This window comes from Streptomyces paradoxus (genome assembly GCF_014202475.1).
Classification (GTDB): domain Bacteria; phylum Actinomycetota; class Actinomycetes; order Streptomycetales; family Streptomycetaceae; genus Streptomyces; species Streptomyces paradoxus.
Genome location: NZ_JACHGV010000001.1, coordinates 269,347 through 285,962 on the forward strand (window position 1 = coordinate 269,347; position 16,616 = coordinate 285,962).

At 69.6% G+C, this 16,616-nt stretch carries 11 protein-coding genes; 5 read left to right on the top strand and 6 right to left on the bottom strand.

Going from position 1 to position 16,616, the window contains the following annotated elements:
* Positions 1-66: 66 nt before the first annotated feature.
* A complete protein-coding gene (gene galE / locus HNR57_RS01235) occupies positions 67-1,167 on the top strand; it encodes a UDP-glucose 4-epimerase GalE (RefSeq protein WP_184554590.1) in 1,101 nt (366 codons plus the stop codon).
* Positions 1,168-1,284: 117 nt separating this feature from the next.
* The gene (locus HNR57_RS01240) at positions 1,285-4,350 is read left to right on the top strand and encodes a putative bifunctional diguanylate cyclase/phosphodiesterase (RefSeq protein ID WP_376772134.1); all 3,066 of its coding nucleotides are present in this window, start codon (positions 1,285-1,287) and stop codon (positions 4,348-4,350) included.
* Between the two features lie 61 nt (positions 4,351-4,411).
* Here HNR57_RS01240 and HNR57_RS01245 read toward each other — a convergent pair whose 3' ends face one another.
* Positions 4,412-6,247 carry a glycoside hydrolase family 15 protein gene (locus HNR57_RS01245; RefSeq protein WP_184554593.1) on the bottom strand — a complete coding sequence of 612 codons (1,836 nt, stop codon included), beginning with the start codon at positions 6,245-6,247 and terminating at the stop codon, positions 4,412-4,414.
* A gap of 186 nt (positions 6,248-6,433) precedes the next feature.
* Between HNR57_RS01245 and HNR57_RS01250 the strand changes: the two genes are divergently transcribed.
* The gene (locus HNR57_RS01250) at positions 6,434-7,744 is read left to right on the top strand and encodes a UDP-glucose dehydrogenase family protein (protein WP_184554596.1); all 1,311 of its coding nucleotides are present in this window, start codon (positions 6,434-6,436) and stop codon (positions 7,742-7,744) included.
* A 506-nt stretch (positions 7,745-8,250) separates the two neighbouring features.
* On the opposite strand, the gene HNR57_RS01255 is transcribed toward HNR57_RS01250, so the two are convergent.
* The gene (locus HNR57_RS01255) at positions 8,251-9,690 is read right to left on the bottom strand and encodes a sugar transferase (protein ID WP_246554122.1); all 1,440 of its coding nucleotides are present in this window, start codon (positions 9,688-9,690) and stop codon (positions 8,251-8,253) included.
* A 278-nt stretch (positions 9,691-9,968) separates the two neighbouring features.
* Between HNR57_RS01255 and HNR57_RS01260 the strand changes: the two genes are divergently transcribed.
* Entirely contained in the window at positions 9,969-11,054 is a 1,086-nt protein-coding gene (locus tag HNR57_RS01260; protein WP_376772135.1) for a glycosyltransferase family 4 protein, read from the top strand.
* Positions 11,055-11,156: 102 nt separating this feature from the next.
* Here the strand turns inward: HNR57_RS01260 and HNR57_RS01265 are convergent, their stop codons facing one another.
* On the bottom strand, positions 11,157-11,906 hold the full coding sequence (locus tag HNR57_RS01265) for a GNAT family N-acetyltransferase (RefSeq protein ID WP_184554602.1): 750 nt from the start codon (positions 11,904-11,906) through the stop codon (positions 11,157-11,159).
* Between the two features lie 648 nt (positions 11,907-12,554).
* Here HNR57_RS01265 and HNR57_RS01270 point away from each other — a divergent pair.
* Positions 12,555-13,637, top strand: coding sequence for a GNAT family N-acetyltransferase (locus tag HNR57_RS01270; protein WP_184554605.1), 1,083 nt, complete (start codon positions 12,555-12,557; stop codon positions 13,635-13,637).
* Positions 13,638-13,658: 21 nt separating this feature from the next.
* Here HNR57_RS01270 and HNR57_RS01275 read toward each other — a convergent pair whose 3' ends face one another.
* From HNR57_RS01275 to HNR57_RS40525, 3 genes are all read right to left on the bottom strand, one after another.
* Entirely contained in the window at positions 13,659-14,426 is a 768-nt protein-coding gene (locus HNR57_RS01275; RefSeq protein WP_184554608.1) for a polysaccharide deacetylase family protein, read from the bottom strand.
* Positions 14,423-14,947 carry a hypothetical protein gene (locus HNR57_RS01280; RefSeq protein WP_184554611.1) on the bottom strand — a complete coding sequence of 175 codons (525 nt, stop codon included), beginning with the start codon at positions 14,945-14,947 and terminating at the stop codon, positions 14,423-14,425. The genes HNR57_RS01275 and HNR57_RS01280 overlap by 4 nt, the downstream gene beginning before the upstream one ends.
* 215 nt (positions 14,948-15,162) lie before the next feature.
* Positions 15,163-16,602, bottom strand: a complete 1,440-nt coding sequence (locus tag HNR57_RS40525; RefSeq protein ID WP_184554614.1) for an O-antigen ligase family protein — start codon at positions 16,600-16,602, stop codon at positions 15,163-15,165.
* Positions 16,603-16,616: the final 14 nt, after the last annotated feature.

A 16,616-nucleotide genomic window follows, 5' to 3' on the forward strand; every position in this document is an offset into this window, starting at 1 on the left:
GTGCAGAGTCGTACATATACACCGTAAACATACGGTGCCCAAACGCACCCGACGCCGGAGTCTGGCATGGCCCGCAGGAACCAGTCGCCGACCGCTCGAGGAGCCGGCTCCTCCTGGGCACCCTCGACCGTCCTCGTCACGGGCGGGGCCGGTTTCATCGGCAGCCATACCTGCGTGGAACTGCTCGACCACGGCTACGAAGTGATCGTGGTCGACAACTACTCCAACAGCACTCCGCAGGTCTTCGCCCGGGTAGAACGGATCGCCGGCCGCTTCGTCGGCGCCGTCTACGAGCTGGACATCCGTGATCAGCACGCCCTCTCGGCCGTCTTCGACCGACACTCCGTGGACGCCGTCGTGCACTTTGCCGCGCACAAGGCGGGGGGCGCGTCGACACGGATGCCCATCCCTTACTACGACACCAACGTCGGCGGCACCACCGCCCTGCTGCGGACCATGCACGAGCACGGGGTGCGCCGGCTGGTCTACCCGTCCTCCTGCTGGGTCTACGGCGACGCAGGCCGCGGCCCGCTCGCCGAGACCACGCCCGCCCGGCCCGGCACGCCGTACGCGGCCTCGAAGTGGATCTGTGAACAGATCCTCGCGGACATCTGCCGCCGGGATCCCGACTACACGGTGCTGTGCCTGCGCTATCCCGTCCCTGCCGGGGCCCATCCCAGCGGTCTGCTCGGCGAGGACCCGCGCCACACGCCCGAGAACCTGCTGCCGTACCTCGCGCAGGTGGCCGTCGGCCGGCGCGACAGGCTCCCCGTGTTCGGCGACGACTACCCGACCCGCGACGGCACCGGCATCCGGGACTATCTGCACGTCATGGACGCCGTCGAGGCGCACCGCGTCGCGCTGGACCGTCTGGGCGGCGCACCGGGCATGCACGTGTACAACGTGGGAGCGGGCTCGGGAAGTTCGGTCCTCGACGTGATCGACGCGTTCTCCAGGGCATGCGGCAGACCCCTTCCGTACGACGTCGCGCCCCGCCGCCCCGGGGACGTCGCCGAGCTGGTCGCCGACACCACGGCCGTCACGCGCGCATGGGGCTGGCACCCCACCAGGGACCTCTCCGACGTGTGCCGGGACGCCTGGCGCTTCCAGCGGCTCAACCCGGACGGCTACGTGGGGTCCGCGCGGCGCACGGAGACGAAGGACTAGGCCGTCATGCGGCCCCGGGCTTTCCGCGTGCCCGGTACGGTGAGCCGTACCGGGCACCCTGCCCGCCGGCTGATGGCCGTTCACCTCACGCTGGTCGGGATACTCACCGTTGTCTACATGAGTGTTCCGTCCCTGCGTACACCGCTGTGGGCCCTCATCGCACTGGCGGCGGTGGCAGCCGTCCTCGTCGGAGTGCGTGTCCACCGGCCCGCGCACCGCTGGCCGTGGCTGGTGCTGGCCGCCGGGCTGCTGGCCTGCGCCGCTGGGGACACCTACTACAACGCCCAAGAGGCGTACTTCTCCGCGTCGAACCCGTTCCCGTCCCTGGCGGACGCCTGCTACCTCCTCGCGTATCCCCTGTTCGCCGTGGGGCTGTCGGGTCTGGTGCACTACCGCTGGGCGGGCCGTGACCTGCCCAACCTGCTGGACGCCCTGGTCATCACGGCCGGGCTCGCCCTGCCGGTGTGGGTCTACCTGGTGCAGCCGCTGGCCCGGCTGGAAGGGCCGAGCTGGCCGCAGCGCGCGATCAGTATCGCCTACCCGCTCGGGGACGTCCTGGTGCTGGCCCTGCTGGTCCGGCTCCTCACCCGCGGCCCGGAGCCGGGCCGCAACCGCGCTGTCCAGCTGCTCGTCCTGGGGGCCCTCACCCTGCTCGGATTCGACATCGCCCACGGCATCCTCCAGCTCAACGGCACCTGGCAGGCGGGCACGCTGCTGGACTCCGGCTGGATCGTGTTCTACACGGCCTGGGGGCTGGCCGCGCTGCACCCCTCCATCGTGAGGACGACCACGTCGGGCTCCCAGCCGCAGTCCCTGCTGCCGCCCCGGCGCAGGCTGCTGCTGCTCGGAATCGCGACACTGATCCCGCCCGCGATCCTCGTCCACGAGGAGAGCCTGGGCCTGGGCCACGACGCCAGGGTGCTCGCCGCCTTCTCCGGTGTGCTGTTCTTGCTGGTGATCTTCCGGCTCACCCTGATGGTCGTCGCGCACCGCAGGGCCATGACGCGGGAACTGGCCCTGCGCACCGCCGCCGCGTCACTGGTCGGAACGTTCTGGCCGGAGGAGGTCGCGCGGGCCTGCGACGCGGCGGTCGCCGCCCTCTTCGGGCCTCAGGGCCGCCATGTGACCCTGCTCCTCTCGGCCGGGGAGACCCAGGACCTGTACGCCCGCCTGACACACTCGCCCTGCCCCCGTGGCACCGACTGCGGCGAGGCCGCGCGGGACGGGCCGGACGGGCTCGCCCGCAGCCGCACCCTCATGGTCCCGGTCCCCGCGCTGGGACCGGGCCTCGCCGCCCGGCTCAACGGCCCGCCGACCGCCCTGCTCTGTCCCATGGTCCAGCCCGAGCGACCGGACGGCGGCGAGTTCCCTGGAGCGCTGCTGGCGGCCGGCTCCGAGCGGCAGCTCACCGAGATACGCGGATCGCTGGAACTGCTCGCTTCGCACGCCGGGCTGGCGACGGAACGCATCGCACTCCGCCAGGAGGTCATCCGCAAGGAGAGCGAGGCCTACTTCCGCACCCTGGTGCACAACACCTCGGACGTCATCCTCATCGTCAACGACGACACCACCATCCGTTACGCCAGTCCGTCCGCGCGGACCATGTTCGGCGGTGCCGCCCTCACCGGGACACGGCTGCCGGACCTGGTCGCCCCCCGGGAGCGGGACCGAGCGCTCCGCACCCTCACGGACCCGCGCGGTAACGGGCGCCAGGAGGCGTACGACCAGTGGCGGATGATCCGGGACACGGACCGCATCGAGGTGGAAGTACGCTGCCGCGACCTGCGGCGGGACCCGACCGTCGGCGGGCTGGTCGTCACCTTGCGGGACGTCACCGAGCAGCGGCTGCTGGAGCACGAACTCACTCAGCGGGCCTTCCACGACTCACTGACCGGACTGCCCAACCGCACCCTGCTGCTGGAGCGGACCGAACGCGCGCTGCGCCGCGGCCACCGGGAGGCGACGACCACGTGTCTGCTCTTCATCGACCTGGATGACTTCAAGATCGTCAACGACACGCTCGGCCACGCGGTGGGCGACCGGCTGCTGTGTGCCGTGGCGGAGCGCCTGTCGGCGACGCTGCCATGTAGCGACACCGCCGCCCGGCTCGGCGGCGACGAGTTCGCCGTGCTCATGGAGGACGCCCACGAGCCCCTCGACGCCGAGCAGCTGGCCGCACACGTGGTACGCACGCTCAGCCGGCCGTTCCACCTCGCGGAGGAGTCGGTGAGCGTCTCGGCCAGCGTGGGCGTGGCCACGGCCAGGGACAGCACGGACGCCGGGGAACTGCTGGCACTCGCCGATCTGGCCCTGTACGCGGCCAAGTCGTCCGGCAAGCGCACCTGGCGCCGGTTCCAGCCCCAGCAACGGATCCGCGTCATGGAGCGGCACGAACTCCAGGCGCGGCTCGACAAGGCCGTCAGCGAGGAGGCGTTCGGCCTGCGCTACCAGCCGGTGGTGGACATCGCCGGGGGCGAGGTCGTGGGCTTCGAGGCACTGGCCCGCTGGCCTGAGCTCGGACCCGATCCGGTTCCGCCCGGGCAGTTCATCCCGCTCGCCGAGGAGACCGGGCACATCTCGACGCTGGGTGCCTGGGTGCTGCGCCGTGCCACGGCCGACATCGCCCGGCTCCAGCACCGCACGCGGCGGCTCGACCCGCCGTATCTCAGTGTCAACGTGTCCGCCCGGCAGTGGCGGGACACGGGCTTCCTGGACGAGGTGTACACCGCCCTGGACAGTACCGGCCTCGCCGCGGACACGCTCCAGCTGGAACTCACCGAGTCGGTGCTCATGCGGCGGACCAAGCAGATCGACGCGCAGATCCAGGCGCTGAAGGACCGCGGTGTGAGCATCGCGGTCGACGACTTCGGCACCGGGTTCTCCTCACTGCGCTACCTCCGGGACTTCCCCATCGACGTACTCAAGATCGACAAGTCGTTCATCGACGGCATCCCGGAGGACCCCCAGCAGGTCGCCCTGGTCGAGGGCATCGTCCGTCTCGCCGACACGCTCGGCCTCCAGGTGATCGCCGAGGGCATCGAGGAGCAGCCGCAGCGGGAACTGCTGGCGGACATCGGCTGCCGGTACGGCCAGGGGTTCCTGTTCGCCCGGCCGCTGACGGTCGAACAGGGCGAGGCCCTACTGCGGCAACGGAACGCCGAGCGGGCGCCGACACCGGACTGACCGACCGCGGGACTGACCGACCGCGGGACTGACCGACCGCGACGTGCGAGATCGCGCCTGATCACCGCCGGCCCGCCGTCACCGCGCCACGGCGTCCGCGGGACGACCGGGACGCCGGCGGTGACAGGCCCAACGCCGTGTCCACCAGGGCGATGTGGCTGAACGCCTTGGGGGCGTTGCCCAGTTGGCGGCCCGAGTCCGGGTCCCACTGTTCGGCCAGCAGACCGACGTCGTTGCGGATGGCGAGGACCCGTTCGAAGGCCTCGAGGGCCTCCTGTCGATGCCCCGTCGCGGCGAGGGCGTCGGCGTACCAGAGAGAGCATGAGACGAACGTGCCCTCGGCCCCGTCGATGCCGTCCTCTCCGGCCGACCCTGCGCCGCCCTGCGCGTACCGGCGTACGAACCCTCCGCGCTGGAGGCTGCCCATGGCCCGCACGGTGCCGCGGACCCGCTCGTCACGGCCCGGCAGGAAGCCGACCCTGGGGATGAGCAGGGACGAAGCGTCAAGGCCCGGCGCGCCGTAGGACTGCACGAAGGACGCCTGGGCGGGGTCCCAGCCCTCCCGGCAGACCTGCCGGTGCACCTCATCCCGCATGGCCTGCCACCCCCCGGAGGAGGCGTTGCGTCCGAGCAGTTCACCCATGCGCACGGCGCGGTCGGCGGCCACCCACGTCATCACCTTGGAGTGCGTGAACTGCCGCCGCGGGCCTCCCACCTGCCACAGCCCCTGGTCCGGTTCGCGCCAGTGCCGGAGCAGGAACCCCATGAGCGACTCGACCAGGTCCCACACATGGGCCGGCATAGGGATCCCGGCACGCAGCGACAGCCACAGCGTGTCCATGACCTCGCCGTACACGTCCAGCTGGAAGCCGCCCACCGCCGAGGTCCCGAACCGCACGGGCCGGGAGCCCTCGTAACCGGGCAGCCAGGGCGCCTCGGTCTCCGGCAGCAGCCGCTCCCCCTTGACCCCGTAGACGCTCTGGAGATCGGCGGGGTCGCCCGCGAGGGCTCGCACCAGCCAGCTCAGCCATGCCGTGGCCTCGTCCCGGTATCCGCTGCGCAGCAGGCAGGACAGGGCTCGGGTGGAGTCGCGCAGCCAGCAGAACCGGTAGTCCCAGTTGCCCTCGCCCCCGATGCATCCGGGCAGCGAGGTGGTGGGCGCCGCGACGATGCCGCCCGTGGGTGCGTAGGTGAGCGCCTTGAGGGTGATGAGGGAACGCACCACGGCTTCCCGCCACGGCCCCTGGTAGCGGCATTGCGCTGCCCAGCGCCGCCAGAAGTCGACGGTCTCCTTGACGGCGGTCTCTGACGGTACGGAAAGAGGTGTGGGCGGCGCGGGCCGGCGTGACGGGGTCCATGCCAGGGTCAGGGCCAGACGGCGCCCCGCCGTGACGGTGAAGTCCCAGACCGTGGCGTCCGGGTCCCCCTCGTCCCGCACCCGGCCGTCGGCGCCGAGCCAGACGGCGTCCGGCCCGGCGACCGCGACGGTGCAGTGGCCGGTCTCCCGGACCCACGGGACGACGCGGCCCTGGTGGAACCGGAGCCGCAGTTCGCTGCGCATGTCGACCCTGCCGGACAGGCCCTCGACGAGGCGGACGATGCACGGCACTCCGGCACGCGGGGGCATGAGGTCCGTGACGCGCACCGTGCCCGTGGAGGTCTCCCACGTGGAGTCCAGAACGAGCGTGTCGGTTCGGTAGGACCGACGGGCACAGTGACCGCCGGAGACCGGGGCGACCCGCCAGCGTCCGTTGTCCTCGGTGCCCAACAGGGCGGCCAGACAGGCGGGCGAGTCGAAGCGGGGAAGACACAACCAGTCGACCGACCCGTCCCGGCCGACCATGGCGGCCGTCTCCAGATCGCTGATGAGGGCGTAATCCTCGATGGGTGCGTTCATGATCGGGACTACGCCGTCGCACACTTTGCCGTAAGTCCAGGATACAGCCGTGACGTGCTCCGGGCGACCTGCATCAGTTCCCCCTTGACCTCATGCACATAGCGAGTAAAGCTGTACGTATACGTCGTAAACAAATGCTCTTCCTCACCGGCCTGACAGTGACTCAGGGGCCAGCAAGGAGATCACATGCGACTCACAGTTTTCGGCACGGGCTATCTCGGGGCTGTGCATGCGGCATGCATGGCGCACATCGGACACGAGGTCCTCGGGGTGGACATCGATGAAGAGAAGATCGCCTGTCTGGCCGAATGCAGACCGCCGTTCTATGAGCCCGGTTTCCAGGAAGTCCTCGTTCGCACGCTGGACTCGGGTCGGCTCCGTTTCACCACGTCACCCGCCGAGGCGGGACAGTTCGGTGACGTGCACTTCATCTGCGTGGGTACCCCGCAGCGCGCCGACTCGTTCGGCGCCGATCTTCGCAGTGTCGACGCCGTGGTGGACGCACTGGCCCCGCACCTGCGTCACGGGGGACTGATCGTGGGGAAGTCCACCGTTCCGGTGGGCACAGCGTCCCGGCTCACCCAGCGGATCCGCACTCTGGCGCCCGCCGTCGACGCCGACGTCGCATGGAATCCCGAGTTCTTGCGCGAGGGGTTCGCGGTGCAGGACACCCTCCGTCCAGACCGGCTCGTGGTCGGTACCCAAAGCCGTCGTGCCGATCTGACCATGCGTGAGCTGTATGGCCCCATGCTGCGGGCAGGTGTCCCGTTCATCAGCACGGACCCTGCCACGGCAGAGTTGGTGAAAATGGCGGCGAACTCCTTCCTCGCGGCAAAGATTTCGTTCATCAACGCGATGTCTGAAGTATGTGACGCCGCAGGTGCCGACGTCATGACGCTGGCAGAAGCTCTGGGCTGCGACCCCCGGATCGGACGGCGCTTCCTCAATCCGGGACTGGGTTTCGGCGGCGGTTGTCTTCCGAAGGACATCCGGGCCCTCACCGCCCGCGCCGAGGAACTTGGAGTGGATCAGGCAGTTTCCTTCCTGCACCAAGTGGACGCGATCAACACCCGGCAGCGGCAACGCACCGTGGATCTCGCAAGGCACCTCGTCGGCGGCACGTTCTCCGGTCGCCACATCGCGGTGCTGGGGGCAGCCTTCAAGCCGAACAGCGACGATGTCAGGGATTCGCCGGCTCTGGATGTGGCGGCTCGGATTCAGCGGTGCGGGGCCCAGGTGTGCGTGCACGACCCCGTCGCCATCGACAATGCCAGGAGCGCACATCCCTCATTGGAGTTCGCGGCAGACGTGTCCAAGGCCTGTCAGAGCGCGGACCTCGTACTGCATCTGACGGAATGGCCGCAGTACGCGCAGATCGATCCGGCCCGACTCGCCTCGATCGTGTGCAGCCCCAAGGTCCTCGACGCCCGCAACACGCTTGATCTGGCGCTGTGGCGGTCGGCGGGATGGACCACGCGGGCGCTCGGTCGCCCGTAGGCCGCACCGCACGTTGCGGCGGCGCCCCAGACCTTCCGGTCGCGAGCGTGTCCTTGCGGCCGAACCCTCCCCTGGTGGATCGCTCTCACACACACCGGAGCCCGCTTCGAAGGCGGGCTTCTCGAACGTTCCCAGGCCCTCGCGGCATGATCGAGGCGGGCCGGTCGGATCCGACGTGGCGTGGTCCCCACCGTGGTGGTGCGAGACACGGGGTCCGGCTTGCCCGCCAGGACCGGGGCGGGCCCGGACAGCCCATCATGTGGCTGCACGGCCCGGCCGGTCACCACGGGTGGATGGGACGTACCGGCACGGCACTTGAGAGGGTGTCTGCGGTGCCGACGTCATCGTCGTTGTCGAGCTCGTGGTCATCGAGGCCGGCCCCGGCGCCCAAAGCCGAACGGCCCCCTGGACATCGGCGATGGCGCGACCCGTGGCCGACACCATTCCCCTCGCGCGAAGCCGCAGCCGCCTTCCTCGGCGGCTGCGCGCGGCATTCCTCGCAAGCGTCAATAGGCGCCAGTGCCACGGACCACCACGGATGCGGTCCGGAGCAGAATCTTGAGGTCGAGACCCAGTGACCAGTTCTCCACGTAGCTCAGGTCGAGATGAAGGCTTTCCTGCCACGACAGATCGGAGCGCCCACTGATCTGCCACAGCCCTGTCAGGCCCGGCTTGACCAGCAGTCGGCGTTTCATCTCTTCGGTGTAGGCGCTGGCTTGCGCCGACAGAGGCCGTGGTCCGACCAACGACATCTTGCCCGCCGCTACATGGAAAAGCTGTGGGAGCTCGTCCAGCGAGTACCGGCGCAGGAAGGAGCCGGATCTGGTCACCCGAGGATCGTCGGCTATCTTGAACAGGAGTCCCTCATGATTCTGATTGAGATGGGCCAGCTCCGCCTTGCGCTTCTCAGCGCCCTGATGCATCGAGCGGAACTTGAGCACGGTGAACGCACGTCCGCCGTAGCCGAGCCTTCGCTGCCGGAAGAGGATGGGCCCCGGGCTGTCCAGTCGCACCACCAGCGCGATGAACAGCATGAGCGGGGAGAGGATCAGGAGCGCCAATACGGCCAGCAGCCGGTCGGCGACCGTCTTGGGAATGCGCGTCAGGCTGGACAGGTCGGGCGCGCGCAGCCGCAGCAACGGCATTCCGGCGGCCATCTGCACGCCGATGCGCGCGGCCGCGACATCGCCGAGGACCGGTGCGAGCATCAGCTCAACGCCCTCTCCCTGCAACTGCCAGGACAACTCCCTCAGTCTCCCGGCGTCCAATTCCGGGCACGGCAGGACCACGACGGCGTCGGGGCCGCTCTGGTGCACCGCGTGACCAGTGTCTCCGGCGCCGCCGAGAACCGGCACACCGCGCGCGGTGACCTCGCCCGCGTGTGCCGGATCCGTGAGACAGGCACCCACGAGCAGGAGACCGCAGCCGTTCGCCCTCCGGATCTTCGAGATCAGCTCCGCGGAGGACCTGGCGGGTCCTACGACCAGAATCCGCTGCACATAGCGGTGGCGACGGCGCCGGGCTCGGCGGAAGGCGATGGTCAGCGCGGCGGCGACCACCACCGCGCAGAGGCCCTCGCGCAGCACCTCGTCGAACGAGGTGAACCACCAGATCGCCACCGCTCCGCCGACCGCCAGGCCAGCGGCCCGCAGAACCCTGCCGCGCTCCTCGGCACCTGTGCGCCGGCAGCCGCGCTCATAGGCCTGTTGCACTCCCAGGCACATGATCCACACCGCCGGAACCGCGAGCGGCACGATCCACCGCCCGTAGAGCAGGACGGTGATGAGGGACGCGGCCGCGGCAGCAGTCGCGTCGGCCGCAAGCAGTCCGGGGAGTGCCGTGCCGCCCCTCCGCGAACCCTGCGCTTCACCCCCGGCAAACCTGACTGAGGGAAGGTGGCGCTTTCGCGTGGGGCGGCGCCGTTCGTGGATCGTCGTCATCGGCATCGGGGTCATACCTCCCGTGCACGCGTACGTTTACGTCATATACGTACACTTTATCCCGAAGGGTTCAATCTGTACATATATGCCGTAAACTTACACTCGCAGCGACTGGAAGGCCTTGCATCATGCCGACACCCACGCCCGCCGGATCACGTATGCGATCCGGGCTCACCACCCGCCCGGCACCCACGCCTCAGCACAGCGGTCGTCCCGACGGCCAGGGCACCCGCAGGTTCGCCATCCTCCACATCGCTCAGTCCAGTGGGGGCGGTGTAGCTCGCGTGGTGGCGGATCTGGCCGCCCGGCAGGTGGCCAGGGGCGACAGGGTGGTGGTGGCCTGCCTGCCGGACACCCGGCTGGCCGCAGCGGCCGCGCAGGCCGGGGCGGAGGTCCGTGTCTGGAATGCTCGACGGTCTCCCGGCCCCGCGCTCCTGAAGGAAGCAGCCGACCTACGACGCATCGTTGATTCGGTCCGCCCGGATGTGGTGCATCTGCACAGCTCCAAGGCAGGACTTGCCGGCCGGCTTGCGCTGCGTGGGGCACTGCCGACCGTCTTCCAACCTCACGCCTGGTCCTTCGAAGCGGTCACAGGCCTCCTGGCGGTGGCCTCCGTCCGCTGGGAGAGGGCAGGTGCTCGGTGGGCGCACCGGTTGGTGTGCGTCAGCGACGGTGAGCGCCGGCAAGGCGAGGCCGCGGGGGTCCACGCGTCGTACATGATCGTGCGAAACGGCGTCGACATCGGCCATTTCGACTCCACGGCAGCGCCCTCCCGCGAGACGGCCCGGGCTCGGCTCGGCATAGACGCCTCGACACCGTTGGTGGTGTGCGTTGCGCGCCTGTGCCGCCAGAAGGGCCAGGACGTGCTTCTGGCGGCTTGGCCGAGCGTCACCGACCGGATACCCGGGGCTCGGCTCGTCTTGGTCGGAGACGGGCCGGACCGTGCGGCGCTGGCCGCTCGGGCCCCTTCGTCGGTCAGCTTCGCGGGTGATGTGGCCGACCCCCGTGACTGGTACATGGCTGCCGATCTGGTGACCCTGTCCTCGCGCTGGGAGGCGGGCATGGCGCTGGCGCCTCTGGAGGCGATGGCGTGTTCCCGGCCCGTTGTCGTCACCGATGTGCCCGGGGCACGCGAGTTTCTACCACCGCACCATGCAGCGGACTGCCTGGTGCCGCGGGACGATCCGACAGCACTGGGCGGCAAGATGACACACCTGTTGGCCAACCGCGCGTCCGGCTGCGCACTGGGGACGCAGGCACATGAGTACACCCTCGGCCATCACAGTGTGGACCAGGTGGCCGAGCGCATGTACGCCGTGTACGGCGAGGCTGTCAAAGTTTGGGCCGATGGCGCCCGGCCGGGCGGATAGCGAAGGCCGGGGCGCGCCCGACGCGGGGGGGGTCCGCGGGAGGTTGCTCGGCCCGGTCCGCGCCGTCCGACGCTCCCTCACCCACGGCACAGGGGAAGAACGTCAGGCGCCCTGGAAGCGAACCGCGCGCAGGACGGCCCACCGAAGTCCTCGCTTGGGCGCACGGACAGGAAGACGCTCACGGTAGTAGCGAGGGGACGAGAAGTTGTCCGTCCCGAAGCTGTCTTTGAACCTGCGGAGCGTTGTCCCTTGGAGGGAAGTCCCCATGTCGTACTGCCGACAGCCCGCAGTGCACGCGTCCTCGATCGCCAGCCGGTGCAGCAGGTGGCTGGCCCGGGTGGGATGAGCCAGTTCCCGGTTCATGGCGCCGCGCCAGTACAGGTCGTGGCTGCCGTGCCGCAGTACGACGATCGCCGCGGCGGGCTCCCCAGCACGCCAGGCCATCCATATCGTGCATGCTTCCCCGAGTTGAGAGGCGATCGTTTCCAGCCGACGCGGGGGGAAGATGCGCATCCTGCGCCACCGGGCCAGCGCCAGCGGCTCGTGATCCTGCCTGGCCCAGCGCGGGATCGACTGCTCGAACAGCTGGTAGAAGGCCGGTGCCAGACGGCCGGTGCGGTCCACCTCGACGTCGAGGCCCGAGCGCTCGGCGCGCCGGACCCCGCGCCGCACGCTCTGATGGAAGCGGCGCTCCCACACCGTGCTGAATCCACCCTCGAGGTTCAACACTTGTGCCGTGTTCGGCTGCACCCGGAAGCCCGCGGGCGCGGACCGCGCCCACAGGGCGTCGTCCCCCGGCCGGAACCACACACCGACCCTGTTGGCCGGTCGCCGCGCGAGGTCGTCGAACATCGCCCGGGCTTCCGTCTCACCGACCCCTCCGGGAAACACCGGTCCCCCGATGCCCCACTCACCACCCGGCCAGGATTCCTCCTCGTCCAGCCACCGAGGGCGCTGCCGTCTGCCCACCAGAGGGAGCACCAGCCTCCTGCCGTCCTCGAACTCGTACAAGCGGCTGGCGTCACGGTACGAACCCGTCGCGCAGAGACAGTCGAGCCATGCCGGAGTCTGTGTTACCTGGGCCGCCGCGTCCTGGCCGGCCAGCTCCCACCAAGTCTCACGTGGTGCCGGGGTGGTGACCCGCAAAGGACCAGCAGGTGTATCGATCAGGAGTACAACAGATGCGCTCACGGCCTTCTCCTGGCTTGCCGGGACCCACCATGGCGACGCCCGCAGGGCGGAGACCACCTGCGTCCACGCTCCATCCTAGGTCGCGCGGACAGGGCGGGCATCTCGGTGAACCGCGGCCGGCCCCTGCCGCGAAATGCACAGATGTCCCCAAATGGTATCGTTTTGGTTGGCTTCCGTGGAGCCCTGAGGACCGAGGAGGGGCCGCCGGAGTCGATGTGGGCGCTCGACAGGAACCTCTACACGGCACTCCGGGTCCGTCACTCGCAGACTGTTCCGCGGTGATCTCCCGGTACGACTGAGGTGATCGCGATGGACGTCACGGTCCTCCGGCCCGACGAACTGACCACTGCCGACGTCAGCGCGTGGCACGCCATGCAGCGTGGCGACATGGCACTGGCCAATCCCTTTCTCTCTCCCGAGTTCACCCAGGCGGTGGGGCACCAGCGCACGAACGCCAGGGTGGCCCGGCTCACCGTCTCCGCCCCGGGGGGTCCACGCACCGTCGGGTTCTTCCCGTTCGAACGGCATGGCCTCGGCTCCGGCAAGCCCATCGGCTCCGGCTTCTGCGATTGGCAGGGCCTGATTCACGAGCCGGGCTTCGGCTGGGATCCCATGGAGCTGCTCCGAGCCTGCGACCTCGCGATCTGGGAGTACGACCACCTGGCGGAGGGACAGACCCCCTTCGAGAGCGCGGGCACGCATCGCGCCCGAGCCGCCTCACCCATCATCGAGTTGAACGGCGACCTGAGCGGGTACCTCGAACATCGACGGCACTCGTTCCTCAAGGAAGTACGTCAGAAGGAGCGAAAACTGACCCGTGAACTCGGCCCGGTCCGGTTGGTCTTCCAATCCCCCGAACCCAGGCTCCTGGACACTCTGATCCGCTGGAAGTCCGCCCAGTTGCGCGCGAAGGGGATTCGCCGGAACCTGCTCTCCCAGGAGTGGTTCCAGGCGATTCTCCGGGAACTCTTCGACCAGTCCTCCGAGTTCTGCTCGGGCGCCCTCTCCGTGCTCTACGCGGGCGAGGAAGTCGTCGCCATGCGCTACGAGTTGCGATCGCCCAAGGTGCTCGCCGGCTGGTTCCCCGCCTACGACACGCGGTTCGCCCGGTGCTCGCCGGGAATGGTGATGTTTCTCAAGGTCGCCGAGGCCGCCGACGATAACGGTATCGCCCGTATCGACCTGGGCAAGGGCGCCGAGCCCTACAAGCAGGACCTCAAGACGGCCGAACTGACCGTCACCGAGGGATACGTCGCCCGCAACACTGCCAAGGCGGCAGTGTTGCGGACGCGGATGGCGTCCGGCCGTACCGCCCGCGCGGCGATCCGCGCCAACCCGACGGTCCACCGTGCCGCCGTCAAAGCGGCCGGCGCTGTCGACCGGCTTCGCTGACAGTCTCCTGAGAGTCTTCGGTCAGCTCCGTGGGGCACGGCCGATCAGAGAATGCAGGGCAGGACGCAGCTTCGGAACATGCCCGGATATCCGGCGCATGACCGGGTAGGCCGGCAGCACCTTGAGATGGAACGTCGCGCCGGTGTCGGTAGGGCTGACGGCGACGCGCGGCGTCGCGTACCGCCCCTCGGCGTGGTACGTGCTGAAGGCGATCTCGAAGCCGGCTTCCGCCACCGCGCGGCGTGCCCTCGCGTCATGGTCCCCGTAGGGGTACGCGAATGCGCGCGGCCGCCGGCCGGTGAGATCGGTCAGCGCCCGGGCGGCTTGCGTCGTGTTGCGGGCGAGTGCTTCAGGGGATGCCTTCAACAGCGTGCTGTGCTCCCACCCGTGGCACTCGACATCCAGCCCGGCGCCGGCCAGTTCGCGGACGCCCTCCGCGTCGAGGAGTGGCTCGTCGGGCATCTCGGGCATCCACCGGGACCGGCCGCCGAGGAGGCCGCCGAGCACGAAGACCGTAGCGGGCATCTTCAGTTCCCGCAGGACAGGGAGCCCCTCGTCCAACATCGCCTGGTAACCGTCGTCGAACGTCACCAGCAGGCTTCGGGGTGGCAGGGCACCGTGGAGATAGGTGTCCAGCGTCAGAGGTGTCCAGCCACGCGCGAGGAGAGAGGCAAGCTGCTCGTAGAGCCGGTCCTGTGGGACGAACAGACAGAAAGGGTCCTCCTGGGCGCCACGCTCGCCGACCGCGTGGTACATCAACACCAGCGGCCTGCTTCTGAGAGCGTTCACTGGGGTCTCCCTGCTCTGCGGCTGATCTGACGGGCGGCGAAGCTGACCCAACCGGCCACCAGCAAGGCCGCCGCCACCGCGATGACGCGCAGGAGTGAGCGAGAAGGCTGGAGCTGGGCCGAGACAGGATCGGCCCGTGCCGTGATCTCTCCCGCGATCAGCTGGTCGTCGGCAGCGGCCCTGTTGACCGCGGCCGCGATCGTGTTGGCGGCTGTGGCGGCCGCGCGGGCGTTCGCCAGGGACACGGCGATGTCCAGATTGGCCGTGTTCGCCTCCACCGAGATGGACAGCGCGTCACGAAGCTCCGCGCGTGTCACCGATGCTGCGGCAGCGGCGGAGGCCACGCTGGTCGTCGAAGCCGCCACCACCGCGTACTTGTTGGCGACCAGTTCGATGACATCCGCACTGACATTTGGCTGCGACCGCGGCGCGAAAGAGATCGTGCTGGTGGTCGAATAGCGTGTGGGCAGTTGTTCGATGACCACCAGTCCGCCCGCGAGTACCAGCAACCCTGCCAGCAACGCCGCCAGTGCACCGCGCCGACGCGCGGAGGCGGAGCGGGCGGTTCCCGCGTCGCCCGAGGTCGGCGGTCCGGCGGATTCTCCGTGCCGGGGCGGTGACGTCTGGGGCGATGCCGCGGTCGAGGCGGCCGCGCCACCGTCCTTGCTGGGGCCCACCGCGGTATCCGGTGTGGTCCTCGCGCCGTCACCGACGGACTGCTGTGGTTGCCACTGGCTCATTGTTCGTCGCCTCGTGTTTCTTGTGGGTGGGTATGCGTACGTGAACGGGCGCATGCCGCCAGAAGCCCGATGAACAGCCAGGCCATCGTGGCGATCACCGGGTTGCGCAGCGGGTAGTCGACCGCCCCATGGCCGATCACGGCGGCCAGCGCAGCACCCGCCCCGGCCGAGACACCGCGAGGCGTCAAGCCGGTCGTGGCCTTGCTCTGCGAGTCGCCGCTGCTCGCCCGAAGCGCCGGCGCACGGCTGTTGAGCAGGGCTTCCCGTGCCCCGACACCCGTCGCCACGAGGAGCGCGGTCACTCCCAGGACTCCTTGCTCCGCGCCCACGGCGAGCGCCAGGTTGTGCGCATGCTCCTCGTTCTGTGCAGCTTCGACATGCGCCAAGCCCTGCTTCGCCGCCACCTGAAAGGTGCCGGGGCCGGTGCCCAGAACGGGGTTCTCGGACATCTGGACGACGGCCTCCGCTCTCGCGGCGGGCCGCTCGTCATAGGGATTGCCCTGGCCTCCGAAGATCGACAGCAGCCGTTGGGCTGCGACGGGGGTGTTCTGCGACGGGGGAGCGATCACCAGCAGCGCCAGGCCGACCGTGGCTACCGTCGCCAAGCTGATCAGCAGCGTTCGGGCCTCGCGCAGCAGCAGGGCGAGGACGACCAGCCCGAGGGCGCAACCGATCCAGGCACCGCGGGACAGGCTTGCCACCAGCGCCGCCGCGGCCATCAGTGCCGCCACCGCGAACAGCGCGGTCATCCAGGTCTGGCGCTGACGATGGGCCACGACGGTCATGGCCACGCAGAAACAAACCGTCATCGCGGCGGCCAGGCCCAGCTCGTTCGGTTGGCCGAAAACGCCCGCGGGACGGTTGACAATCAGTGAGGCGTCCCTGCTCTCCACCTGCAGCTCGGGGATCGAGGTGAGGGCAGTGGCGCACAGGATCGCCCCTCCGACGCATACGGCGGACGCGAGCAGCAGCAGATCCGAGCGGTCGACCGTGACCACGACGATCGCTGCTGCCAGGAGCAGCCCGACCAGGTATCCCACGTCATGCCGCAGCGAGCGGGCCGGATCAACACCGGAGAGGGTGGACACAACCGCGGCCGCGACCAGCAGCGCCATGGCCGCGATCACCGGCGACCAGCCGATTCGCCGCCCGTACCCCTTCATTCTGGCGATCAGGACGACCGCCGCGACGGCCAGAATCTGGCCCCGGACAAGAGGCAGGGACAGGGGCAACCCGACGTTTCCCACCACCAGGAGAAGGGGGACGGTGGCCACGGCCAGCACCGGGCGGCGGACGGAGACGAGGGCTGTCGCCACCAGTACGGGCACCAGGAGGACGAGCCCGAGTGTGGGTGACACGTTCCATCCGGCGATCCACACGCCTACGGTGGCGAGCATGAGCGCGGCGGCATGCGTCAGGCCGGGCCCGCGCTCCACGGTGCCCTCCCTGA

Bases quoted from the DNA above. Each gene is read 5' to 3' on its own strand.
- galE (WP_184554590.1), top strand. From the start codon at position 67: ATGGCCCGCAGGAACCAGTCGCCGACCGCTCGAGGAGCCGGCTCCTCC.
- HNR57_RS01240 (WP_376772134.1), top strand. From the start codon at position 1,285: ATGAGTGTTCCGTCCCTGCGTACACCGCTGTGGGCCCTCATCGCACTG.
- HNR57_RS01245 (WP_184554593.1), bottom strand. From the start codon at position 6,247: ATGAACGCACCCATCGAGGATTACGCCCTCATCAGCGATCTGGAGACG.
- HNR57_RS01250 (WP_184554596.1), top strand. From the start codon at position 6,434: ATGCGACTCACAGTTTTCGGCACGGGCTATCTCGGGGCTGTGCATGCG.
- HNR57_RS01255 (WP_246554122.1), bottom strand. From the start codon at position 9,690: ATGCCGATGACGACGATCCACGAACGGCGCCGCCCCACGCGAAAGCGC.
- HNR57_RS01265 (WP_184554602.1), bottom strand. From the start codon at position 11,906: ATGTTCGACGACCTCGCGCGGCGACCGGCCAACAGGGTCGGTGTGTGG.
- HNR57_RS01270 (WP_184554605.1), top strand. From the start codon at position 12,555: ATGGACGTCACGGTCCTCCGGCCCGACGAACTGACCACTGCCGACGTC.